Below are 23,501 nucleotides of genomic sequence, written 5' to 3' on the forward strand. Positions count from 1 at the left end.
AGGTCAGAACGTTATCCACAGGCTTGGGCGAACTTCGCGCACCCGTCCTACCATGGCCTGACCGCCGTTCGCCCGCCGAAGCGCGGACGGCCAGGAGGGGGATGCGCGATGCGAGAGTTCGGACGCAGGGCCGCCGCGGCCGCCGCCGCAGCCCTGCTGCTGGCGGGCTGCACCGGCGGTTCGCCGGACGGCGAGGACGGCAGGAACCCGGACGCGACCCGGACCGGCCTCGCGCCGGCCCCCCGCTCGGCTCTGCCGTCCTCGCTCACCGCGCAGAAGCCGGACTGGGGCGCGTGCGAGGAGACCGAGGACTCCCCCGCGCCCGGGGACGAATGGAGCTGCGCGACGCTGAAGGTTCCGCTGGACTGGGCGAAGCCCGAGGGCGACACCATCGACCTGGCGCTGATCCGCACCGAGGCGAGCGGGGACGACCGCATCGGCTCGCTGGTGTTCAACTTCGGCGGACCCGGCGGTTCCGGGGTGTCGATGATGCCGTCGTACGCGCTCACCGTCTCCTCCCTGCGCGAGGCGTACGACCTGGTCGGCTTCGACCCGCGCGGGGTCGGCGCGAGCGAGGGCGTCCGCTGCCGCGACGACAAGGAGATCCAGGCCGCCGAGACGCTGGACGCCACCCCGGACACCCCCGAGGAGGAACGCGCCTACCTGGCGGACGCCGCCGACTTCGGCGAGGACTGCGCCCGCACCACCGGCGACCTGCTCTCCCACGTCTCGACGACCGACACCGCGCGGGACATGGACCTGATGCGCCAGGTGCTCGGCGACAAGCGGATGCACTACTTCGGGATCTCCTACGGCACCGAACTGGGCGGCGTGTACGCCCATCTGTTCCCGCGTCAGGTGGGCCGCATGGTCCTGGACGCGGTCGTCGACCCCACCGCCGACGCCATGGGGCACGCCGAGAACCAGACGAGGGGCTTCCAGCGGGCCCTCGACGCCTACCTGAAGTCCACGGGGAAGGACCCCGAGCGGGGCACGGCGGAGATCGTCGACCTGCTGGACCGCATCGACGCCGAGCCGCTGCCGGCCTCGTCCGGACGGAAACTGACGCAGAGCCTGGCGATCACCGGCATCGTGCTGCCGCTGTACAGCGAGGCCGGCTGGCCGAGCCTGACCAGCGCGCTGGAGGCCGCGCGCAAGGGCGACGGCTCCGAACTGCTCACCCTGGCCGACGCCTACAACGAGCGGGACACCTCGGGGCACTACGGCACGACCACTCACGCCCAGCGCGTCATATCGTGCCTGGACGACCGGCAGCGGCCGACGCCCGCGGAGGCGAAGCGGGCCCTGCCCGAGTTCGAGCGGATCTCCCCCGTCTTCGGCGCCTTCCTCGGCTGGGACACGGCCGGCTGGTGCCACGACTGGCCTGTGCCCGGCCAGTACGACACACCGGAGACCAGTGCCCCCGGCGCCGCCCCGATCCTCACGATCGGCAACACCGGCGACCCGGCCACCCCGTACGAGGGCGCCCGCCGCATGGCCGACGAACTGGGCGAGGGGGTGGGGGTCGTCCTCACCTGGAAGGGCGAGGGCCACGGCGCCTACGGCAGCGGGAGCGACTGCGTCGACTCGACGGTCGACGACTACCTGCTCCAGGGCACGGTCCCGAAGGACGGCAAGGTCTGCTCATGACACCGGCGGGGGTCCCGCACACCGACCGTGCGCGGCACCCCGCCGGAGAAGCGGCCCGAGCCTGGTCCCGGCAGACCGGCTACCGACCGTCCTGAAGTCCCTCGAACACGACCAACGAGCCGTCCCGCTCGAACCGCAGCACGCGGGGCCGGGGAGCTTCCCGGGCCGAGTCCGGCTCAGGATGAAGCTCTCCGTAGCGCTGATGGTAAAGATCAACCGCTTCGCGGAGCGGGCACCCTCGCGCCTTGCGAATCGCCTGCACCGCGAGGATGGTGCGCCCCTCCCGAATGTCGCGATCCACACTCTCCGGCAGTTCTGCCACAGGCCCTCCCCGGTCCGGCATCGCAGTAGAGCAACCGCGGCTCCTCCGGTCAACCGAGTTGAACAGCCGGCCGCGGAAGCCCGCCGCGTGCCCGTCCGACGGGTGCGCAGCCAGGACGTTTCGCAGGGTCGCCGTGCTGACCAGGTGATGCGCGGCGAGCCGGGAGCCGTACGGCCTCACCGCCGGCTCTCTCCCGGAGCCCGGGCAGGCGGCCGCCGACGAGGCGTCACTTCTCGGCATGTCGCCCGACGTCGACCGGGTACGACAGAAGCCCACGGCGTCTGAGCTGGTCAGAGCCGTGGGCTTCGTCAGCCGTGCTGGTCGGTCAGCGGGCTGGTCAGTAGACCGGCTTGTCCGGTTCGATCTGGTTGACCCAGCCGATGACTCCGCCGCCGACGTGGACGGCGTCGGAGAAGCCCGCGGACTTCAGGACGGCGAGGACTTCCGCACTGCGGACACCCGTCTTGCAGTGCAGGACGATCTTCTTGTCCTGCGGCAGGGTCTCCAGGGCGGTGCCCATGAGGAACTCGTTCTTCGGGATCAGCCTGGCACCGGGGATCGAGACGATCTCGTACTCGTTGACCTCGCGGACGTCGATGATCTCGATGTTCTCGCCGTCGTCGATCCACTCCTTGAGCTGCTTGGGAGTGATCGTGGAGTCGGCGGCCGCCGCCTGGGCCTCCTCGGAGACGACGCCGCAGAACGCCTCGTAGTCGATGAGCTCGGTGACCGTCGGGTTCTCGCCGCAGACCGCGCAGCCCGGGTCCTTGCGGACCTTGACCTGGCGGTACTGCATCTCCAGGGCGTCGTAGATCATCAGGCGGCCCACCAGCGGCTCGCCGATGCCCGCGAGAAGCTTGATGGCCTCGTTGACCTGGATGGAGCCGATGGACGCGCACAGCACGCCGAGCACGCCGCCCTCGGCGCAGGAGGGAACCATGCCGGGCGGCGGGGGCTCCGGGTAGAGGCAGCGGTAGCAGGGGCCGTGCTCGGACCAGAAGACGGATGCCTGGCCGTCGAAGCGGTAGATCGAGCCCCACACGTACGGCTTGTTCAGGAGCACGCACGCGTCGTTGACCAGGTAGCGGGTCGCGAAGTTGTCCGTGCCGTCGACGATCAGGTCGTACTGGCTGAAGATGTCCATCACGTTGTCGGCTTCAAGCCGCTCCTCGTGAAGGACCACGTTCACGTACGGGTTGATGCCGAGGACGCTGTCCCGCGCCGAAGCGGCCTTGGAGCGGCCGATGTCGGCCTGGCTGTGGATGATCTGGCGCTGCAGGTTCGACTCGTCGACCTCGTCGAACTCCACGATGCCGAGAGTGCCCACACCCGCGGCGGCGAGGTACATCAGTGCCGGCGAGCCCAGGCCGCCTGCGCCCACACAGAGCACCTTGGCGTTCTTCAGCCGCTTCTGCCCGTCCATCCCCACGTCGGGGATGATCAGGTGGCGGGAGTACCTGCGGACCTCGTCTACGGTGAGCTCGGAGGCGGGCTCGACCAGGGGTGGCAGCGACACGGGGACTCCGTTGGTCGGTCAATCATTACGGTTGTTCTCCCCGTAACAGTGCCACGGCCTTTTTCATTCCGAGACACCCGTTCCGATCCGCGAGACGATGTCGTCCCAGTAGCCGGGCATGGCCTCCCAGGGGTCCGCCCGGCCCCCGTGGTCCGTGCGGTCGGTGAACCAGATCGTGGCGGCGCCCAGCCAGCGGGCGATGCGCAGCGCCTCGTCGAGATGGCCGCGGGGCACGCCGTGGACGAGGTGGCAGAAGCGCTCGGGCGGGTAGTCGGCGGTCCATTCGGCGGCCTGCGACCAGCGGTAGTCGCTCCACGAGCCGGAGAACGTCACCAGCTGGTCGGCGTTCTCCGCATAGCCGGGATAGGGCTGGATGCCGTGTCCGAGGACGATGTGCGGGCTCTCGGCGAGGCCGCGCAGGGCGGCGACGGTACGGCGGACGTGGGGCAGGGCCTCGCGCTCGCTCGGGCAGCGGTGCAGCAGGAACCCGTCGACCCGGTACCACTCCAGATAACGGTGCACGTCGGAGATCACATCGCCGAAGGCCCGGGTGCCGTGCACGAGATCGAGGCGGCCGAGCACACGGACGCCCGCCGTGCGCAGCCGGCCGGCGGCCTGGAGGCAGTGCGGATCGGGGCGGACACCGGGCCCGTCGGCGACGTCGAGGACGGCCCAGTGCACGGGTGCGCCGGGCCGGGTCAGCTCGCCCCATTCGGCCGGTGCGACCAGTGGGTGGGCAAGGCCGGGGACGCCGAGGCCGGTACGGACGCCGGTGCTCGCGCCGCCCTCCTTCCTCCTGGTCAGATGCGGCATGCCGCCTCCATCCAGATGTCGGCGAGGGACTCTTCGAGGTTGATCCGGGGCCGCCAGCCGAGCCGGTCGCGGGCGGTGCGCACATCGGCCTGCTGCCAGCTGCCGCAGCCGTCCGGGTACGGATAGGCGACGGGCGCCGCGTGGCCGGTGTGGTCGGTGTCGCCGCGGGGGTGCCCGATGGAGGACCGCAGGGTGCCGGGCGGGCCGTCGAGTTCGTGGAGGGCTCCGCCGTAGCCGGCCACACGTGCGAGGACGGCCGCGGCGTCGCGCAGCCGCACCGCACGGCCCGAGCCGATGTTGATGACGCCCTGCGCGGCAGACAGCGAGGCGGCGTGCACGGCGCGCGCCACATCGCGGACGTCGACGAAGTCGCGCTGGGCGCCCAGGCCGCCGAGCTTGAGCTCCCCGTCGCCGGACTGCATGGCCCGTCGCATGGCCTCGGCGAGCCGGCCGAGCGGCGAGCCCGCCGGGGTGCCGGGTCCGGCGGGCGAGAACACCCGCAGGACGACCGCGTCGAGGCCGGAGCCGAGGACGAGTTCGGTGGCCGCGAGCTTGCTGACGCCGTACGGCCCGCCGGGGCGGGGGACGGCGTCCTCCGCGGTGGAGGATCCGGGCTGGCTGGGGCCGTACTCGGCGGCGCAGCCGATCTGGACCAGCCGGGCTCCGCAGCCGCTGCGCCGCAGGGCCTCGCAGACGGTGGCCACGGCGACGGTGTTGTGCCGGGTGAGCTCACGGGCGCCGCCCCGGGTGGCACCGGCGCAGTTGACGACGACACCAGGGTGCACGGCGTCCAGGAAACGGGTGAGCGCTCCCGGGCTGCCGGAGGCGAGGTCGAAGCGGACGTCGGCGTCGTCGCCGCGGCCGAGCGCGGTGAGCTGGACGGCCGGGTCGGCGAGCAGGCGGTCGGCGACGAACCGGCCGAGGTAGCCGTTGGCTCCGATCAGCAGGACCCTCATCGCGCCGCTCCCGGGGTGTGTGTCCGTGCGGCTCCGGCCACGTCCGGGACTCCGGCCCGAACCGCGTCCGGGACTCCGGCCCGAACCGCGTCCGGGGCTCCGGCCCGAACTGTGCCTGTGCCTGCGTATGCGCCTGTGCCGCAGGCTCGCACTGTGCCGGCGGTCCCGGCTCGCACCCCGCCGGCGGCCCCGGCGGCTTCTGGTGGGGAGGTGGTCATCTGGTCTTCTCCTTCGAAGAGTTGGCGCCGAAGAGGCAGAGGTGGAGGGGCGGAGAGGTGAAGCGGGGCGAGTACGGGGACGGCGACGGGGCCGCCTTCCCGGTCGTGCGCGCGAAGGCGCCGCGCCGTCGGACGGCCGTCCGCCTCCGGTCAGGGCGACGGGGCCGGCCCCGCGTGCGCCGAGGCGCGGGTCAGCGTGCGGCCGGCGTGGATCAGCAGGGTGAGGGCTCCCGCCGCGCAGATCAGGGCCGGGACACTCCCGGGCCCCCAGACCTCGACGAGTTCCTCCACGGGGACGGACAGGAAGCCGCAGCCGGGAAGCCGGCCGGCGAAGACGGAGGCCAGGGCGACGCCCTCGGCCACCGCGCATACCGTGAGGACGACCACGGGCGCGTGGGTGAAGCGGTGCGCGGTGAGCATCCGGGCGAGCAGCAGGAGCGCGCCCAGGCTCAGGGCCTGGGCGTACCCGACTCGTTCGTCCAGGACCTGTCCGCACAGGACGAGCAGCACGGCCAGCGCGCCCAGGAAGAGGGCGAACGAGCCGAGCAGCAGCGGACGTACGGCGGACGCGAACTCCTCCAGACCGCGGCTGCCGGTGAGTCTGCGCCGGGCCTCGGAGGCGAAGAGGCGGGCACCGAGCACGGCGGGCACGCAGCCGAGGGCGAGCGCCGACAGGGACGCGGCGGCCAGCGGCCAGGGGCCCTCGGCGGTACCGGTCGGCAGGGTGTCGGGGCCGCCGGTGACAGCGGCCCGGAGCAGTCCGTCGCCGAGGGCGGCATACCCGATCAGCCAGGCGGCCCGGGCACCCCCGGCCGGCACCGCGCGCCGCACGCTCAGCGGACCGCGGGCGAACGCGAACCGCAGCGCCAGGCACACGGCGAGCACGCCCGCCGCGGCCACCGGCAGCCGGGCGTGCCCGTCGGTCAGCCGCAGCCCGGTCACCGCCGCCGCGCACGCCGCACCCGGCAGCAGAGCCCGCAGGACCCAGCCGGCACCGCGCGGGCCCGGACCGGCGGTGACGCGGGGAACGGCGAGCCGCGACTGCGCCTCGGCGTCCCGCGGCACGCGCGCGAACATCTCCTCCGCCAGTGAGAAGACGTCCCGGTGCCGGAAGCGCACGGCGGTACGGTCGGTGACCCCGTGCGCCTCCAGCCCTGCGGCGATCTCCAGCGGATCGACGGCCCTTTCACACAGCTCCCGGTGACGGTGCATCAGGGTCTTCACCGGGTCCGCGGTGCCCCTGCGGGGCGTCGCCGCGGTCCACCGGCCGTCGCCCCCGGAGGCCGTGTCCCTGCCCACGCCCGCGGCCGCCTCCGCCACGGCTTCGGCCAGGGCCTCGACCGCGTTCTCCTCCTCGGCCGACCACACCTGCGACCCCTCGTCCCAGGCTCCCGCGCCGTGCGACGCCCCCGCGCCGTGCGACTCCTCCGCCCCGCCCGGCGTTCCCGCACCGCCGAGCGCTCCCTCGGCACCCGGAACTCCCGTGTCACCCGCTTCGCCCGGGGCCACCGCGTCACGCGGCACTCCCGCTCCGCTCCGCGCCGCCGCCGGCCGTCTCCCGGTCCCGCTCATCGCAGACCCTCCCCGGCCGGAACGGCGGTGGCGCGCACCGTGGCCCGTACGGGCGGGCCCGCCGCCCAGCCGGGAACCGGAGCGGGCGCGGGCGGAGGCCAGCGTCCCGGGACATGCGCCTCGGCGGGCACGGCGAACGGCAGCGGCTCCCCGCTGCCGCCGAGGAGGACACGGCGGACCGGACACTGCGCGACGATCTCCAGGTAGATGCCGTGAAATGCCGCGACGTTCTGCTCGACGGCGAACAGTTCGAGTGCGCGGGCGCGAGCGGCGGCACCGAGGCGCGCACGGCGCTCGGGGTCGCGCAGCAGCGACACGCACGCCTCGGCGAGCGCCCGTGGATTGCGCGGCGGCACCACCAGCCCCGTACCGCCGATGACCTCCACGACCGCGCCGACGTCGGTCGACACCGTCGCCCGGCCGCAGAGCATCGCCTGGGCGAGGCCGAGCGGGAAGCCCTCGACGACGCTGGACAGGACGGCCACCGCGCCGGAGGCGTACGCCTGCGCGAGGCCGGGCGTCTCGGGGCCGCCGATCTCCTCGAAGGAGACGGGGTTGTCGCCGACGGAGTGCGGCCCGTCGGCCTCGTCGGGGAAGAGCTGGGCGGCGAGCGCCTTGCAGTGGGTGAGGTAGGCGGCGCCGTCGGCCCCGGCGGGCGGGCCGATCAGCCGCAGCCGGGTCTTCGGCTCCGCCTTGCGGATCTCCGCGAAGGCGTGCAGCAGGGACACGAGGTCCTTGGCCGGTTCCACGCGGCCCACCCAGACCAGCGTGTCGGGGTCCGCGGCCTCGGGGGCCTCGCCGATCTCGGCGAACGGGGCCGCGTCCAGGCCCGGGAAGACGGTGCGCAGCTTGGCCCGGTCGGCCCCGCAGCGCTCCTGCCAGCGGCGGGCGTGGGAGTTGCCGTGGGTGATGTACGCGGCCTGCCGGTAGGTCTCCGCGGCGAGCCGGCCGTGGAAGGCGGCGAGCAGGGCGCGCACGGCGGGCGGCTCGTGCGCGCCGGTGGCGAGGTAGTGGCTGCGCAGCCGCACCCCGTACTCGGTGACGAGCAGCGGCACCCCGCAGAAGTGGCGGGCGAGCAGTCCGGGCAGGGCGGCGGTGCCGCCGGACGCGGCGTGGGCCAGGTCGACCGCGCCGAGCCCGTCCTCCTCGTACCAGTCCAGGGAGAGCGGGGTCAGGGCGCGCGCCAGGTGCGCGGCGACCGCGAGCAGGTCGGGGACCCCGGCCTCGTGGGCGGCACGCGGGGCGCCCGGCGCACGACAGGCGCGTTCGAGGGCGCGTACGGCGGTCTCAGAACGGAGTGCCGCTCCGAGGCCGCCCTCGTCACGGGCGAGTTCGGCCAGCCCGTACAGCGCGCTGGCGAAACGGTCCGCCTCAGTGGTGGAAGGCTGTGGCGGAGCACCGGCGGACACCGCCTCGCACAGGGCTCCGGCCAGTTCGCCGTAGCACTCGTCGAACCGCCGCCTGGCCCGGCGGCCGTAGGTGACGCCCTCGCCCTCCACGGTCCCCGGCGACGCGGTGCGCACCCGGCTGACCTGCGGCGGCAGCGGGATCCAGCCCTCGTCCTCCTGGTGGTCGTCGCGGCTGAGCGCGTACACATGGAACTCGTGCTGCCCGAGTCCGCGCACAAGGCGGTCGCACCAGAGCGTTGCGTCACCGCTCACATACGGATAGCCACCCTCCGCAAGCAGTCCGATGCGCACGAGCGCACCCCCGATCTCCCGTATCCAGAGCCGTCGTTGGCCCGACGGCTCGCAGCGGGACGAACGTAAGCGGACAAGGCGGTGGGGGGGGGGGGGGGGGGGGGGGGGGGGGGCGGCGCCGCGGGGGGGGGGGGGGGGGGGCGCGCCCCCCCCCCCCCCCACCGGAAGGGGTGAACGGTCGTAACTTTCTTGCGCGGGTCGCGTTCTGTCGCGCCAAGAGATCGATGACACACGCAAAGTCACCGTGCGCCGGGCGGCCGGTCAGTCGTTCGGGTACGCCCACGGGTTGGGCCTGCAGCTGATCCCGTCGTGGTCGAGGAACTTGGTCTGCTGCTGCATGACCGGCGCGAGGTCGCCGTCCTCGTCGCAGGTCACATGGGAGAAACCGAGCCGGTGGCCGACCTCGTGGTTGATCAGCATCTGCCGGTAGGCGTGGATCGCGTCGCCGTACGTCTCGGAACCCTGAGCCCAGCGGTACGCGTTGATCATCACGCGTTCGGTGGAGGCCGAGTCGCAGGAGACGTTGTCCTCGGTCGTGTCGAGGCCGGACATGGCGCACCACTTGGCGGTGGTGCCCGGACTGGCCAGGGTGATGACGAAGTCGGGCCGGCCGGAATGGATGCGCTCGAAGGTGCGGCCGCCGTTGTGGGCCCAACTGCGGTTGTCGTTCAGCGTCTTGTGCACGGTCTGCGCGAACAGCTCGCCGTCCAGACCCAGCCCCTGCTCGACGTCCACCCGGTAGGTGAACTTCTGCCCCTTGCCGGGCGCCTTGTCGATGCCCGGGATCGCGTCGAACTTCCCCGAGCCGGCGAGACCGGGTGCCAGCGGGTACTTCTTCCCGATCTTCTGCTCGTACGTCAGCGGCGCCACGTCGGGCGGCGTGGAGGGCGTCGGCCGGCCGTCCCCGCGCGAGGCCCCGTCGTCGATGCCCCGGCCCTCGCCGGCGGCCGCCTGGGTGCCCACGGCGGGGTCGTCGCCCCGGTCGGCGACCTGGCCGGTCACGACGACGGCCAGCACGGTGGTCACGGCCGCCGCCGCGATCCCCGTCAGCGCACGCCCCTTGCCGCCCTTGCCGCGCGCCGGATCGCCGGCCGGCGGCAGACCCTCGCCCCCGACGGCGGTACGCGGCAACGCGTCCCACCGGGTGGCGGAGGCGTACGGGTCGGAGGCCGCCGGCGCGGCCGTACGGAGCCCAGGGGCGTCGCCCTGCGCCTCGAACGCCGCGAGGTACTCCCGCCGCGGCCCACCCGGCCCGGTCGGCCGCTGCCGGGGCAGAGCGGACCCGGCCCCCGAGGCCGTACCCGCCAACTCCCCCCAGCCTCCACCGGTTTCCCGCTGCTCGGGATGTCCGCCTCGCACCCGGGGCGTGCCGTGCGCGGGGGTCCCGTCGGCGAACCGCGGTACGCCGTGCGCGGGGGTCCCGTCGGGGTACCGGGGCACCCCCTGCCCGGGGGCGCCGTGAACCGGCGTTCCATGGGCGGGAGTTCCGTCGCGGTGCACGGGCGTCCCGCCCGCGGGGGTCCCGTAGCCGGGCGTACCGCCCCCGGGCCGTCCGGCCCGCGGCTGCTGGGCCCTCTGGGGCTGCTGGGGCCGCGGCGACTGCTGCGGTTGCTGAGGCTGCTGCGGTTGCTGAGGCTGCGTCGAATACTGGGCCTGCTGAGACCCCTGCGGTTCCTGCGGCTGCCGCCCCTGCGGCTCCGGCCGCTGCCGGGACGCCGCTCCCGCGGCTCCCGGTCCCCCGGCCGGGCCCGGCGTTCCCCCCGAACCCCCGAGGAACCTCCGGCGAACCCCCGTGTCCGCAGCGGTCCCCTTGGGTGCGGGGCCGCGGCGGCTGTGGCGTCCCACCCGCGCCTCAGCTCCTTTTGTTCTCGGTCGTGTTCGCGGCCCCGCCGTCGGCCCCGCCCGCGTGGGCGAGCAGGTCCCGGAAGGCGGTGGCCACGGTATCCGGGTACTCCATCATGGCCACATGTCCGGCGTCCGGAAGCGTCACAAGGCGCGAGTCCCGGAAGGCGCCGGCCGCTTTCCGGGCCATGCGGAAGCCGACCAACTGGTCGCGTCCGCCGTAGACCAGCAGGGTCGGCGCGAGCACCCGCTCCGCCTGTCGCCAGAGTCCGTGCTGGCCACCGAGGGTGTACGCGTCGACGATCCCGCGCGCGGAGCGCGCCATCGCGTCCCAGAAGTACGGCAGCTGCAACCGCCGCTCCATCTCCTCCACCGCGTTGCGGAATCCCTCGGGAGTCACCCGTCCGGGGTCGCCGTAACACAGCCCCAGGACCCCCCGGACCCTCTGTTCCGCCGTCCAGCCCTTGGTGTACCGCGTGAAGAGGGCCGCCACGCCCGGCAGGGCGAGCAGCGCGGTGGGGACGGCGGTGCGCTGGACGCGGATCTCGGGCAGCGCGGGCGAGACGAGGGTGAGCGTGCGCACGAGGTCCGGCCGTACGGCGGCGACGCGGGTGGTGACCGCGCCGCCGAGGGAGTTGCCGAAGAGGTGCACCGGCCCGCGTCCGGCGGCGTCGAGGTAGCGGATCACCGCGCGCGCGTGCCCGGTCACCGAGTAGTCGCCGTCGTCCGGCGGCGGCGAGTCGCCGAAGCCCGGCAGATCGAGCGCCTCGCTCTCGACGACCCCGTCGAGCTGCCGCATCAGCTCGGTCCAGTTCTGCGAGGAACCGCCGAGCCCGTGGACGAAGAGCGCGGGCGGGAGTCCTTCCCGCGCGGGCGGCCTCGACCGGACTGAGAGCGTGATCCCGGGGAACCCGACCGACCGCAGCTTCTCGCCGTCCGCGACCCGGACGGGTGCCGGCTTCGGGAGCACACTGGCGGCAGGCACAGGAGGCAGCTCGGTCGAAGACATGCGGCAATGTTACGAGGTGATCACGTGCGCACTGTTGTGTTCGCCTGTGTTCGCCGTCACAACAGGTTTCGCAACAGGTTTTACAGCAGGTTTCACAACAGGTTCCGCACCACGTTTCGCGGCATGCCCCACAACGCGCTTCACCACGCGTTCCACGGCACACGCACGCGCACGCGCCCCGTGATCCCGCTGAACGCGGATGGCATAGCGCCCCGATGACGTGTCTCCTAGGCTCGTACAGAGGGCACCCGCGTTGTGACCCCTGCTGATGCCGGGGACGCATTTCAGGGATGCACGCGGACGCGCGCAGGAAGGGAGCCCACCATGACCGTCGACCCCACCGATCCCGCGACGTTCGAGGACGAGGAGACACGGGAGAACCAGGACTTCGGCGTAGAGGCGCCCGAGGCGGATTCGGCCGAGCAGCACACCGACGTGGCTTCCGAGCACGACGACCCGCTGACGGACGCCGGCTCCGGCCGGGCCGACGTGGCCGACCTGGCGGAGCAGGCCCGGGTCGTCTCGCTGGACGAGGACGACTACCGCTGACGGACGGCCCTGAACAGGAAAGAGGCGGAGCTATGCCCCTTGTGTTCCTGTTCGAAACCGTCTGAACGGCTTTCGCCGCCGTCCGGTACGTGAAATTCTGCGCTCGCACCGCGCACACCACGGTTACCGAAAAGTACGATGGCCGCGCGGCGCACACCGCATGTGGACGATTTTGGGAGGCGGCGTGACAGCCATCGAGCAGACAGAGGCGGCACGCCCGCGGGGCACGCGCCTGCCGCGCCGTGCCCGACGGAACCAGCTGCTGGGCGCCGCTCAGGAAGTCTTCGTGGCGCAGGGCTACCACGCGGCCGCGATGGACGACATCGCCGAGCGCGCCGGCGTCAGCAAGCCGGTGCTCTACCAGCACTTCCCGGGCAAGCTCGACCTCTATCTCGCACTGCTGGACCAGCACTGCGAGTCCCTGATCCAGGCCGTACGCGGCGCGCTGGCGTCGACGACCGACAACAAGCAGCGCGTACGGGCCACCATGGACGCCTACTTCGCCTACGTCGAGGACGACGGCGGCGCCTTCCGCCTGGTCTTCGAGTCGGACCTGACGAACGAGCCCGCCGTGCGTGAGCGCGTCGACAAGGTCACCAACGACTGCGCCGAGGCGATCTGCGACGTCATCGCCGAGGACACCGGACTCTCGCGCGCCGAGTCGATGCTGCTCGCCTCCGGTCTGGGCGGTCTCGCCCAGGTGGTCGCCCGTTCCTGGCTGCACAGCGACCGCAGCGTCCCGCGCGACCAGGCGGTCCAGCTGCTGGCCTCGCTCGCCTGGCGCGGTATCGCGGGCTTCCCGCTGCACGGCATCGAGCAGTCCCACTGACGGCAGCCGGAACGCGGCACGACGTACGACACGAGCACAGCACGAAGAAGAACAGCCGCCGGGATGTGTTCCCGGCGGCTGTTCGCTGTTGGCGTGGCCGTGCGGTCCGTGTCCGTCCCCTCACCGGGCTAATGTGTGCTGGGTACGGCGCGGACGTCCGCGCACTTCACTGACCGTTCGGAGGGACATAGCCGTGGAGGTCAAGATCGGCGTGCAGCACGCGCCGCGCGAGATCGTTCTGGAGAGCGGTCAGACTGCCGACGAGGTCGAGGCCATCGTGGCCGACGCGCTGTCCGGCAAGTCGCAGCTGCTGAGCCTGGTGGACGAGCACGGCCGCAAGATCCTGGTCCCGGCCGACCGCCTCGCCTACATCGAGCTGGGCGAGCCCGCCCCGCGCAAGGTGGGCTTCGGCGCGCTCTAGGGCCTGTCGGAGAGACTCTGGGTGTACGCCCGCACGAGGGGCCCGGTGACCACGGTCACCGGGCCCCTCGTGCATTCGTTCACGGACGGAGCACACCTCCCTCGCGGGAGGATTGGATTCCGCAGGTCAAGGGTAAGACGGACCACGACCGCAAGCACCGTGCCGGCTGTGTGGGAGGGACCCTTCATGATCTTGGAAGCGCTCGGCTCCGCTCTGCTCGGCCTCGCCCTGGCGTGGGCCGCGACGCACCGCCTGGCACACCGTCTGCCCGCCCGCCCCCTGGTCCTCTGCACCGGTGCGGCCGGTGCCCTCTTCGGCGACTTCGTCACCCACACCGCCCTGGACGCGGCCGCGGTCCCGCTGAGTCTCCTGGGCGCCCTGATCGTCTCGGTCGCGTCGCTGTCCCTGCTGATCCGTCCGACGGGGCGGCTTCGACGGCGATCGGTGACGACGGCCTAGGCACCGGGAACTCCCGGGACCGGGAACCGCGCGGCCGGCCCCGCCCGGGGGACGGCCGCGCACCGCACCGGGACCGGCGCCCCGGACGTCAGGCGGCCAGGCCCAGCGCGGCCATCCGCTTGGTGTGCGCCTCGGTGATCCGCGAGAACATCTTCCCGACCTCGGCGAGGTCGAACCCGTCGGCCACCCCGCCCACCAGCATCGTGGACAGCGCGTCCCGGTCAGCGACCACCCGCTGCGACTGCGACAGGGCCTCGCCCATCAGCCGCCGAGCCCACAGCGCGAGCCGTCCGCCCACCCGCGGGTCGGCCTCGATGGCGGCCCGCACCCGGTCCACGGCGAATCCCGCGTGCCCCGTGTCGTCCAGCACCGCGAGCACCAGCGACCGCGTGTCCGAGTCCAGCCGCGCCGCGACCTCGCGGTAGAAGTCGCTGGCGATCGAGTCGCCGACATACGCCTTGACCAGGCCCTCCAGCCAGTCCGACGGCGCCGTCTGCTTGTGGAAGCCGTCCAGCGCGGCGACGAACGGCTCCATCGCCGCCGTGGGCTCCTCACCGATCTCCGTCAGCCGGTCCCGCAGCCGCTCGAAGTGGTGGAACTCGGCCGACGCCATCTTCGCGAGCTCCGCCTTGTCCTCCAGCGTCGGCGCCAGCTTGGCGTCCTCCGCCAGCCGCTCGAACGCCGCGAGCTCGCCGTACGCGAGCGCGCCGAGCAGATCCACGACCGCGGCGCGGTACTGCGGATCGGCGGAGGCCCGCGCCCAGTCCTGGGCGGCGACCCCGGTGGTTTCGGCAGCGGCGTCGGGGGCGTTGTCAGGCTTGTCAGAGGTCGTCATGAAGCGCACAATAGCCCGCTTGCCGCACGGGGGAAGTCCCTGGTCAGTCATGGCGGCCACGACGGCCCGCGGGACCGCGCCGACGGGTGTGACGACGACAACGTGACCGAATCGGCCATCGCGTGTGCGCCGATCCGGGGTATGGTGGTAATGCGCCTGCTGGTACGAAGGCATGTCCGAACGCGTCGGACGCGTCGTGCCTCGACAGGCCGCACGTATGAGGATGCCCGGTCGGTGGCCCGATCGGCTCCGACCCGACAGCCCTCCCTGACCGTACGTCTCCGTGCGTACGACGACGGAGGGGGACACCCTCAGCGGTACGAGCGCTAGAGCGTCGGAAGAGGTCCCGTGCCCCACGGCGAAGCCCGTGAGGCGGCCGACGTCCCCCGGCACGGACGGACACGACCCCCGCGCTCGCCTCGCACCGCGCACACAGAAGAGGCAGCACCCTGACTACGACGTTCCGAGAGCTCGGAATCCTCCCCGAGACCGCCGAGGCCCTGGAGGCCGTCGGCATCGTCAACCCCTTCCCCATCCAGGAGATGACGCTCCCCGTCGCCCTCTCCGGCACGGACATCATCGGCCAGGCCAAGACCGGCACCGGCAAGACGCTGGGCTTCGGCCTCCCGCTCCTGGAGCGCGTCACCGTCCCCGCCGACGTCGAGGCCGGACGCGCCCGCCCCGAGGACCTGACCGACGCCCCGCAGGCGCTCGTCGTCGTCCCCACGCGCGAGCTGTGCCAGCAGGTCACGAACGATCTGCTGACCGCGGGCAAGGTGCGCAACGTGCGCGTCACCGCGATCTACGGCGGCCGGGCCTACGAGCCCCAGGTCGAGGCCCTGAAGAAGGGCGTCGACGTCGTCGTCGGCACCCCGGGCCGGCTGCTCGACCTCGCGGGCCAGAAGAAGCTGGACCTGAGCCACGTGAAGTCCCTCGTCCTCGACGAGGCCGACGAGATGCTCGACCTGGGCTTCCTGCCCGACGTCGAGAAGATCATCTCCATGCTCCCGGCCAAGCGCCAGACCATGCTGTTCTCGGCGACCATGCCGGGCGCGGTCATCGGACTCGCCCGCCGCTACATGTCGCAGCCCACGCACATCCGCGCCACCGACCCGGGCGACGAGGGCATCACCCACGCGAACATCAAGCAGTTCGTGTACCGCGCGCACTCCCTCGACAAGCCGGAGATGGTCGCCCGCATACTGCAGGCCGAGGGCCGCGCGCTGGCGATGATCTTCTGCCGGACCAAGCGCACCGCCGCCGACATCGCCGAGCAGCTCCAGCGCCGCGGCTTCGCCTCCGGCGCGGTCCACGGCGACCTCGGCCAGGGTGCCCGCGAGCAGGCGCTGCGCGCCTTCCGCAACGGCAAGGTCGACGTCCTCGTCTGCACCGACGTCGCCGCGCGCGGCATCGACGTCGAGAACGTCACCCACGTCATCAACTACCAGTCCCCCGAGGACGAGAAGACGTACCTGCACCGTGTCGGCCGCACCGGCCGCGCGGGCGCCAAGGGCACGGCCATCACGTTCGTCGACTGGGACGACATCCCGCGCTGGCAGCTGATCAACAAGGCGCTGGAGCTGGACTTCAACGACCCGGTGGAGACGTACTCCTCCTCCCCGCACCTCTTCGAGGACCTCGGCATCCCGGCCGGCACCAAGGGTGTCCTGCCGCGCTCGGAGCGCACGCGCGCCGGGCTGGACGCGGAGGAGCTGGAGGACCTGGGCGAGCCCGGCGGCCGCAGCCCGCGCGGCCGCGGTGGCCGGGGCGGCCGGGACGAGTCCCGCTCCGCCGAGCGCGAGCGTCCGGCCCGGACCCCCCGCCGTCGCCGCCGTACGCGGGGCGGAGCCCCGGAGGGCGAGAACGCGGCCGCCGCGGCCGGTTCCGCCGCGCCGGAGACCTCCGAGGCCCCTGCCTCCGAGGGCGTGGCAGCGCCGCGCACCCCGCGCCGCCGTCGCCGTACCCGTGGCGGTGCCGCGCCGGCTCCCTTCGAGGCCGCCGTGTCCGCCGAGTCCGCGGTGACCGCGGCGGAGGGGCCGGCCGTGCTGGACGTCCCCGCGACCCCGGCGACGCCGGACGCCTCCGTGGCCCAGGAGGCCCCGGAGAGCGCCGCCAAGCCGCGCCGTCGTCGTACGCGCCGTCCGGCCGAGGTGGCGGAGAAGACCGCCGCTCCGGTCGCGGAGACCGCCGCGACGCCTGCCGCCGTGGTGGACACGGCCGTCGGGACCGAGGCCGCCGCCGCCGTGACCCCGGTCGAGGCCGCCGAGCCGGCGTCCGTGACCGAGGCGCCCGCCGCCAGGCCGCGCCGTACCCGCAAGGCCGCCGCGTCCGCCGAAGCCGCGGTGGACACCGCCGAGGCGACCGAGGCGAAGCCGAGGGTCCGCCGCACCCGCAAGGCCGTCGCCGCCGAGCCGGAGGCACCCGCCGCCGAGATCCCGGCGCAGGCCACGCAGGAGCCGGAGACCAAGCCGCGCCGCACCCGCAAGGCCGCCGCCACCGCCGTGGACACGGCCGAGGGCGCCGAGGCCAGGCCGAAGCGCACCCGCAAGACCGCGGCCCCCGCCGTGGCCGAGGCCGTCGACACGGCCGAGGGCACCGAGGCCGAGCCGAAGGTCCGCCGCACCCGCAAGACCGCGGCGTCCGCGACCGAGGCCGAGACGGTCGAGACCGCCGACGTCACCGAGGCCGCAGCCAGGCCGAGGCGCACCCGCAAGACCGCGGCCTCCACCGCGGCCGAGGCCGTCGACACGGCCGAGGGCACCGAGGCCAAGCCGCGCCGGACCCGCAAGACGGCCGCCAAGGCGACCACGGCAGCCACCGCCACCACGGCCGCCGACGCGGACACCGCCGAGGCCAGGCCGAGGCGCACCCGCAAGACCGCGGCCTCCACCGCGGCCGAGGCCGTGGACACGGCCGAGGGCACCGAGGCGAAGCCGAAGGTCCGCCGCACCCGCAAGGCCGTCGCCGCCGAGCCGGAGGCACCCGCCGCCGAGATCCCGGCGCAGGCCACGCAGGAGCCGGAGACCAAGCCGCGCCGCACCCGCAAGACGGCCGCCAAGGCGACCACGGCAGCCACCGCCACCACGGCCGCCGACGCGGACACCGCCGAGGCCAGGCCGAGGGTCCGCCGCACCCGCAAGGCGACGGCCGCGGCCGAGCCCGCGGAAGGCTGATCCGCGCACACCGTGTCCGACGGCCCGGTCCCCCCTCGCAGGGAGGCCGGGCCGTCGGCGTTCCGGCTCCGAAAGCCACCCGTTACCCTCGCCCCGTGAGCAATCCCCCCACCCTGGACCCTCCCGCCGGCGCCCGCGCGTACCGGCTGCGCACCGCGCGCGGCGACTTCGCGGTCGTCGATCACGACGTGGCACCCGGCGCCGCGCCGAAGGGCACGGCGCTGCTGCTGCCCGGGTTCACGGGGAGCAAGGAGGACTTCCACCTCCTGCACCAGCCGCTCGCCGCCCGCGGCTACCGCACGGTCGCGGTGGACGGCCGCGGACAGTTCGAGTCCGCGGGCCCGCGGGACGACGAGTCGGTGTACGCCCAGCGGGAACTGGCGCGGGACGTCCTCGCGCAGATACAGGCGCTGGCCGCGGAGAACGACGGGGAGGGCCCGGCGGCGGGCCCGCTGCACCTGCTCGGGCACTCCATGGGAGGCCAGGTCGCCCGGGCCGCCGTCCTCATCGACCACTCCCCCTTCGCCTCGCTCACCCTCGTCGCCTCGGGCCCGGCCCGGATCTCCCCGTCGCAGCAGGAACGCGTGCGGCTGCTGCACGAGGCGCTCGCGGTGATGACGATGGAGGAGGTGTGGGAGGCGATACAGGCGATGGGCGCACCGCAGGACGCCGGCGGCGAGGACCATCTGCGCCGCCGCTGGCTCGCCCATCAGCCGACGCAGCTCCTCGTGACGGGACGGCAGTTGTGCGCGGAGCCGGACCGCGTCGCCGAGCTGGCCGCCCTCCCGCTGCCCTTCCACGTCCTGTCCGGTGCCGCAGACGACACCTGGCCGCTGCCGCTGCTGGACGAGATGGCGGTACGACTCGACGCGCACCGCACGGTCGTCGAGGGCGCCGAGCACTCCCCGAACGTGGACCGGCCCCTGCCGACGGCCGAGGCGCTCGCCGACTTCTGGGACGGCCTCGGGGTCCGGCCCCGAGGACGCCGGGACGGCGGGTCCTAGTACTGCGTCTGCAGGTGCTCCCAGAAGCCGTCCCGCAGCGCGCGCCGCAGATCGGCCTGGCCGCGCAGGGAGTACTGGAGGACGCCCTCCGCCTCCACCAGCAGGTCCTGGTCGACGGAACCCGGCAGATAGGGGTGCCCCGGCAGCAGCTCGGCCAGCGCGTCCCGGCCCCGCTCGGCCAGCCACCTCGCGGCGATCTGCGCGCCGGCGAAGCGGACGTCCTCCCGCGCGGGCCGGCCGGTCATGGCGGTCGGATCGTAGGCGGGGGCGGTACGGCGGCTGACGTACGGCTTGAAGAACTCGAGGTCGAGTGTGCGCTGGCTGTCGACCTCCCACAGCAGCGGCTCGGCCTGGTTGCGGCCCTCCGGTGCCTCGATGCCCCACAGGTGCACCCGGGCCCCGTAGCCCTGGGCGGCCTCGACGGCGGAGACCAGGTCCTCGTCGCCGCCGAGGAGGGCCGCGTCGCTGATGGCCCGGTGGCGGGCGAGGGACTCCAGGTCGGTCCTGATGAGGGAGTCGACGCCCTTCTGCTGGTTGTTGGCGTTGAGGTTGCCGAGGCGGACCTTGACGTCCGGCAGTTCGGCGATGGACTGCTGCTCGGAGGTGTGGATACGGCGGCGGGCGCCGTCGTACCAGTAGACACGGAGCAGTCTGCTGTCCGCGAAGACCTGGCGGGCGCGGTCGATGAGCGCCTCGATCAGCCCCTCGGCGTCCAGGTCGAAGGCCCGCCGGTCCTCGGTCCCGGCGACCAGCCGTCCCGCGGCGGCGTAGAGATATCCCGCGTCGACGAAGATCGCATGGGTGGAGGGGGTCTTGGCCACCTCGGCGAGCATGCGCTGGAGCAGTTCGTTGGTGCGGTCGATACGAGCGGAGAGGGCTGCGAGGTCGTCGTTCATCGGTACCATTGTCCCGGCGGTCACGCTACGAACACAACCGGTCCCGCTCGGTCCGCACCAAGACCCTTACTCGCTAGTAATTAGTTGTTCGAAAAATTTCTTTAGCGTAGGGAATGTTTGTAACACGCATCGCGTTGTGTGGTGATGGAACCCGGGGCACAGTCGTCCCGTGGGCCATCCACAAGTAGTTCTCCTCAGGAGGATGACCAGACGAAGGGAGAAGCCATGCGCTTCGAAATCATGCGACTCGACGACGTCGACGGCACGCCCGTGGACAGCACCGTCGTGGACGCCGCCTCCGTCAACCGGATCGTGCAGCAGGCCGCCGCCATCGGGCAGCGCCTGTGGATCCGCCCGGCCGACACCACGGCCTCATAACGCGGATCCCTCTCACCAGAGCTTCGGAGCCCCGCACGGCAGTCATGCCGTGCGGGGCTCCGCGTGCGTGAGGGCGGGCTCAGCCGCCCCGGATCACCTGCGTGACGCCGTTGATGATCTGCTGCACGGCGATCGCGGAGAGCATCATCCCCGCGAGCCGCGTCACCAGGACCACACCGCCGTCCTTGATGACCCGGATGATCAGCAGCGAGTAGCGCATCACCACCCACAGCACGACATGGATGGCGACGATCGCCGTCCACACCGACACCTGCGCGGACACGCTGTCGGCCTTCTGGACGGCCAGGATCACGGACACGATCGCGCCCGGCCCGGCCAGCAGCGGCATGCCCAGCGGCACGAGCGCCGCGTTGACGTCCTTGGTCGCCTTGGGCTCGTCGGTCTTGCCGGTGAGCAGGTCGAGGGCGATCAGCAGGAGCAGCAGCCCGCCCGCGATCATCAGCGCGGGGACGGACACATGCAGGTAGTCCAGGATCTGGTGGCCGAGGAGCCCGAAGACGGCGATCACCCCGCCCGCCACACAGACGGCCTGGAAGGCCATCCGCTTCTGCACCTTGGCGGGCCGCCCCGCGGTCAGCGCGAGGAAGATCGGGGTGATCCCAGGGGGATCCATGATGACGAACAGGGTCAAAAAGAGAGAGCCGAAGACAGCGACGTCGAACATGGGTGAGGTACAAGCCTTGCTGGAGAAAGGGGCAGGGACGCGTGGGAGAGGCGGACCCTCAGACCCCGCCCGCGCCCGGGACCGGGAACGCGCCCGTGGCGCGGCGGGTGATCTCCCCGTACACCTCGGGGTCCGTCGTGAACTCGCCGAGCGCCACCGTCTTGCGGCTGCCGTGGTAGTCACTGGAGCCGGTGACCAGCAGACCCAGTTCGCCGGCCAGCCCGCGCAGCCGGGCGCGGGTGTCCGGGTCGTGGTCCATGTGGTCGACCTCGATCCCGTCGAGTCCGGCCTCCGCCATCGCGGCGATCGTGGACTCCGGCACCGTACGGCCGCGCTTCACGGCGGCCGGGTGCGCGAACACCGCGACCCCGCCGGCTCCCTTGATCAGCCGGATCGACTCGAACGGGTCGGTCTCGTGCTTCTCCACGAAGGCCCGTCCGCCGTCGGCCAGCCACTGCGGGGTGAAGGCGTCGCTCACCGTCGGCACGACGCCCAGCTCGACCAGCGCGGTGGCGATGTGCGGCCGCCCCACCGAGCCGTCACCGGCGATGCGCGCGACCTGCTCCCAGGTCACGGGCACCCCCAGCCCGTTCAGCCTGGCGATCATGCCCTTGGCCCGCGGCACGCGGTCGTCGCGCACCAGCTCCCGCTCGGCGAGCAGCGCGGGCTCGGTGGCGTCGAAGAGGTAGGCCAGCATGTGCATGCTGACACCGTCGGTACGGCAGGACAGCTCGGCCCCGGTGACGAGCGTGAGCCCGGCGGGCAGCGCGGCGACCGCCTCGGCGTGGCCGCGCGTGGTGTCGTGATCGGTCAGCGCGACGACGTCCAGCCCGGCGGCGCGCGCACGGCGCACCAGCTCGGCGGGGGTGTCCGTGCCGTCGGACGCGGTGGAGTGGGTGTGCAGGTCGATACGCACGACACGGACTCCAGGCGCTGACGGACGGAAGGGACACCTCAGGATAGCCCGGCGTCCGGCCCTCCTGTCACACCCGCACCCCGGAGGTGACCCCTACATCTCACCTTTCGGGACAGCGTCCGGACACCCGGGGCGAAGCGGCCCGGACGGTCCGGACCGCTTCGGCGCGGGTGCTCAGGGCTGGAGCAGCCTCGGCGACAGCGCCCCGCACGGGACCAGTTCCACCTCGGCCCCCGCCTCCCGCAGGTCCGCCAGCACCATGTCCTCGTACATCAGCAGCCCCGACTGCTCGGGCCACACCACGGCCCACAGCCACAGCCCGAGCGCCTCACCGGCGAAGACGGCCCGGTCGTCGGGTGTGCCGGCGACATGCCACAGCGGTGTGGGACGCCCGGCGGCCAGCACCTTGGCCTGCGGGGGTTTCTCCACGTTCAGATACGGCCCCGGATCGGGTCCGTCGATGCCGGCGTAGCGGGCGCCGAGACCGACGCCGAGCTCCTCCGCGACCAGGATCAGCTCGCCGACACCGCCGAGCGGACCGGGCCCGGAGCACGCCACGGCTGTCGCTCGACCGCCGCTGCGGTCGTCGCCTGCGCTGGCCACGCCCGTGAACAGCCAGCCGACCGGCAGCGGCCACGGCATCCACACGGGCACCTTGGTGCGGTGCACCACCACGCCGAGGGCCTCGACACTCGGCGGGATCACGGGCTGCACAGGATGCACCGTGCCGTGGAGGCCGCACTGCCAGGAATCGGCGAAGAGACCGGGAGCCCTGACCCGGCCACCGCACTTCGGGCAACTGGGTTCGCCCCTCATAGGGCCCCACGGTCCTACCCCGGCACCGTCCCGTCAAGGACGATCACCCGTCCGGTCGGAAGCTCACCCGGAGGCAGTGCCGACGGGTCCGCCAACCGGCCCAGTCCTTCCGGCGGTTGGTGACCTCCCTCACCCCGGCGGGGTCCCTCACTCCAGGGGGACGGAGGTGCGCGCGGGGTCGCGCAGGTCGGTGCCGTGGTTCAGCCAGCGCTCCTGGAGGGCCTGCGCGCCGTGCACCCGCTTCCAGGCGGCCTCGTTCGGCGTCATCGGCAGCAGCGGCAGGAACCGCACCGCGTCCAGCGGCTCGTCCAGTTCCAGGTCCTCCACCAGGCCGCCCGGCTCGGCGACCAGCACCGAGGTGAAGGGCGCCCCGGGCCACAGCGGCCCACCGACGTCCAGGGAGGCACCCGGCGCCACGACGACGCCCTCGACCTGCGGGGACGCGGCCAGCACGGCGAGCGGCCGGAGCACCTTGTCGGTGTCGGCGCGGCCCGCCCGCACGGACAGGACCAGCTCCGCACGCGGCCCCTTGACGGGGTCGGCGAGCATCGCCGTCGGGTCCGTCATCGGGTGGGCGGACATGCCGAGGGTGGCGTAACGGACGATGCCGTCCCCCTGGAAGCGCAGCACCTCGATACGGTCGGTGCCGAGGAAGGTGACCGCGGCGCGGGCGTCCGGTTCGCCCAGCGCGGTGCGCAACCGGGCCTCGACCAGAGGAAGAACATCAGCCATGCGGCGAGCATAGAACTCGTCAGCACAAGGCAAAGCGGCGCCTTGACACTTCAGTCGGCTGATACTCTTGGCCGGTCGGGCGCACGCAGAAGCGTCGCGGGTCTTCACCCGACGCCGATGGATCTCCCTTACGAGGGACCGGCCGGAGGAGGTGGGGCTGCGATGGACCGAAGTCGACCGTGCAGTACCACCCGCTCTTCCGGCCGCTGA

General features: G+C 73.1%; 22 protein-coding genes. 8 read left to right on the forward strand and 14 right to left on the reverse strand.

Annotated features, from left to right (window positions below):
- Positions 1-108: 108 nt before the first annotated feature.
- The gene (locus tag ACIQGV_RS17270; RefSeq protein WP_402495470.1) at positions 109-1,650 is read left to right on the forward strand and encodes an alpha/beta hydrolase; all 1,542 of its coding nucleotides are present in this window, start codon (positions 109-111) and stop codon (positions 1,648-1,650) included.
- Positions 1,651-1,729: 79 nt separating this feature from the next.
- On the opposite strand, the gene ACIQGV_RS17275 is transcribed toward ACIQGV_RS17270, so the two are convergent.
- From ACIQGV_RS17275 to ACIQGV_RS17310, 8 genes are all read right to left on the reverse strand, one after another.
- Positions 1,730-1,972, reverse strand: coding sequence for a hypothetical protein (locus tag ACIQGV_RS17275; RefSeq protein WP_402495473.1), 243 nt, complete (start codon positions 1,970-1,972; stop codon positions 1,730-1,732).
- Between the two features lie 337 nt (positions 1,973-2,309).
- Positions 2,310-3,488, reverse strand: coding sequence for an adenylyltransferase/sulfurtransferase MoeZ (gene moeZ, locus ACIQGV_RS17280; RefSeq protein WP_402495475.1), 1,179 nt, complete (start codon positions 3,486-3,488; stop codon positions 2,310-2,312).
- 63 nt (positions 3,489-3,551) lie between these two features.
- Positions 3,552-4,301, reverse strand: a complete 750-nt coding sequence (locus ACIQGV_RS17285) for a spherulation-specific family 4 protein (RefSeq protein WP_402495477.1) — start codon at positions 4,299-4,301, stop codon at positions 3,552-3,554.
- Positions 4,289-5,257, reverse strand: coding sequence for an NAD-dependent epimerase/dehydratase family protein (locus ACIQGV_RS17290; RefSeq protein ID WP_402495479.1), 969 nt, complete (start codon positions 5,255-5,257; stop codon positions 4,289-4,291). The genes ACIQGV_RS17285 and ACIQGV_RS17290 overlap by 13 nt, the downstream gene beginning before the upstream one ends.
- A 368-nt stretch (positions 5,258-5,625) precedes the next feature.
- The gene (locus tag ACIQGV_RS17295; RefSeq protein ID WP_402495481.1) at positions 5,626-6,999 is read right to left on the reverse strand and encodes a hypothetical protein; all 1,374 of its coding nucleotides are present in this window, start codon (positions 6,997-6,999) and stop codon (positions 5,626-5,628) included.
- Positions 7,000-7,043: 44 nt separating this feature from the next.
- The gene (locus ACIQGV_RS17300; protein ID WP_402495484.1) at positions 7,044-8,747 is read right to left on the reverse strand and encodes a DUF3492 domain-containing protein; all 1,704 of its coding nucleotides are present in this window, start codon (positions 8,745-8,747) and stop codon (positions 7,044-7,046) included.
- Between the two features lie 261 nt (positions 8,748-9,008).
- Positions 9,009-10,055 carry a DUF3152 domain-containing protein gene (locus ACIQGV_RS17305; RefSeq protein ID WP_402495487.1) on the reverse strand — a complete coding sequence of 349 codons (1,047 nt, stop codon included), beginning with the start codon at positions 10,053-10,055 and terminating at the stop codon, positions 9,009-9,011.
- Between the two features lie 544 nt (positions 10,056-10,599).
- The gene (locus ACIQGV_RS17310; protein ID WP_402495489.1) at positions 10,600-11,598 is read right to left on the reverse strand and encodes an alpha/beta fold hydrolase; all 999 of its coding nucleotides are present in this window, start codon (positions 11,596-11,598) and stop codon (positions 10,600-10,602) included.
- Positions 11,599-11,922: 324 nt separating this feature from the next.
- On the opposite strand from ACIQGV_RS17310, the gene ACIQGV_RS17315 reads away from it, so the two are divergent.
- The 4 genes from ACIQGV_RS17315 (at position 11,923) to ACIQGV_RS17330 (ending at position 13,856) form a co-directional block, all read left to right on the forward strand.
- Complete coding sequence (locus ACIQGV_RS17315; protein ID WP_402495491.1) at positions 11,923-12,147, forward strand: hypothetical protein; 225 nt, start codon at positions 11,923-11,925, stop codon at positions 12,145-12,147.
- Positions 12,148-12,331: 184 nt separating this feature from the next.
- Positions 12,332-12,976, forward strand: a complete 645-nt coding sequence (locus tag ACIQGV_RS17320; RefSeq protein ID WP_402495493.1) for a TetR/AcrR family transcriptional regulator — start codon at positions 12,332-12,334, stop codon at positions 12,974-12,976.
- 193 nt (positions 12,977-13,169) lie between these two features.
- Positions 13,170-13,397, forward strand: a complete 228-nt coding sequence (locus ACIQGV_RS17325; RefSeq protein WP_402495495.1) for a DUF3107 domain-containing protein — start codon at positions 13,170-13,172, stop codon at positions 13,395-13,397.
- A 186-nt stretch (positions 13,398-13,583) separates the two neighbouring features.
- The gene (locus tag ACIQGV_RS17330) at positions 13,584-13,856 is read left to right on the forward strand and encodes a hypothetical protein (RefSeq protein WP_402495497.1); all 273 of its coding nucleotides are present in this window, start codon (positions 13,584-13,586) and stop codon (positions 13,854-13,856) included.
- An 88-nt stretch (positions 13,857-13,944) separates the two neighbouring features.
- Here the strand turns inward: ACIQGV_RS17330 and ACIQGV_RS17335 are convergent, their stop codons facing one another.
- Complete coding sequence (locus ACIQGV_RS17335; protein ID WP_402495859.1) at positions 13,945-14,700, reverse strand: ferritin-like fold-containing protein; 756 nt, start codon at positions 14,698-14,700, stop codon at positions 13,945-13,947.
- Positions 14,701-15,233: 533 nt separating this feature from the next.
- Here ACIQGV_RS17335 and ACIQGV_RS17340 point away from each other — a divergent pair.
- A complete protein-coding gene (locus ACIQGV_RS17340; RefSeq protein ID WP_402495500.1) occupies positions 15,234-17,864 on the forward strand; it encodes a DEAD/DEAH box helicase in 2,631 nt (876 codons plus the stop codon).
- A 95-nt stretch (positions 17,865-17,959) separates the two neighbouring features.
- Positions 17,960-18,868 carry an alpha/beta fold hydrolase gene (locus tag ACIQGV_RS17345; RefSeq protein WP_402495502.1) on the forward strand — a complete coding sequence of 303 codons (909 nt, stop codon included), beginning with the start codon at positions 17,960-17,962 and terminating at the stop codon, positions 18,866-18,868.
- Here ACIQGV_RS17345 and ACIQGV_RS17350 read toward each other — a convergent pair.
- Entirely contained in the window at positions 18,865-19,764 is a 900-nt protein-coding gene (locus ACIQGV_RS17350) for an NYN domain-containing protein (protein ID WP_402495505.1), read from the reverse strand. The two genes, ACIQGV_RS17345 and ACIQGV_RS17350, sit on opposite strands and share 4 nt — an antisense overlap.
- Before the next feature lie 225 nt (positions 19,765-19,989).
- On the opposite strand from ACIQGV_RS17350, the gene ACIQGV_RS17355 reads away from it, so the two are divergent.
- On the forward strand, positions 19,990-20,142 hold the full coding sequence (locus ACIQGV_RS17355) for a hypothetical protein (RefSeq protein ID WP_020136747.1): 153 nt from the start codon (positions 19,990-19,992) through the stop codon (positions 20,140-20,142).
- 79 nt (positions 20,143-20,221) lie between these two features.
- On the opposite strand, the gene ACIQGV_RS17360 is transcribed toward ACIQGV_RS17355, so the two are convergent.
- The 4 genes from ACIQGV_RS17360 to ACIQGV_RS17375 form a co-directional block, all read right to left on the reverse strand.
- A complete protein-coding gene (locus ACIQGV_RS17360; RefSeq protein WP_402495508.1) occupies positions 20,222-20,827 on the reverse strand; it encodes a MarC family protein in 606 nt (201 codons plus the stop codon).
- Between the two features lie 58 nt (positions 20,828-20,885).
- A complete protein-coding gene (locus tag ACIQGV_RS17365; RefSeq protein WP_402495510.1) occupies positions 20,886-21,743 on the reverse strand; it encodes a PHP domain-containing protein in 858 nt (285 codons plus the stop codon).
- Between the two features lie 174 nt (positions 21,744-21,917).
- Positions 21,918-22,559: a DUF6758 family protein gene (locus tag ACIQGV_RS17370; RefSeq protein WP_402495512.1), complete on the reverse strand. Its 642-nt coding sequence runs from the start codon at positions 22,557-22,559 to the stop codon at positions 21,918-21,920.
- Positions 22,560-22,706: 147 nt separating this feature from the next.
- Positions 22,707-23,291, reverse strand: coding sequence for a suppressor of fused domain protein (locus ACIQGV_RS17375; RefSeq protein WP_402495514.1), 585 nt, complete (start codon positions 23,289-23,291; stop codon positions 22,707-22,709).
- Positions 23,292-23,501: the final 210 nt, after the last annotated feature.

Origin of the sequence: Streptomyces sp. NPDC093094 (assembly GCF_044754345.1) — a bacterium.
Taxonomy (GTDB): Bacteria; Actinomycetota; Actinomycetes; order Streptomycetales; family Streptomycetaceae; genus Streptomyces.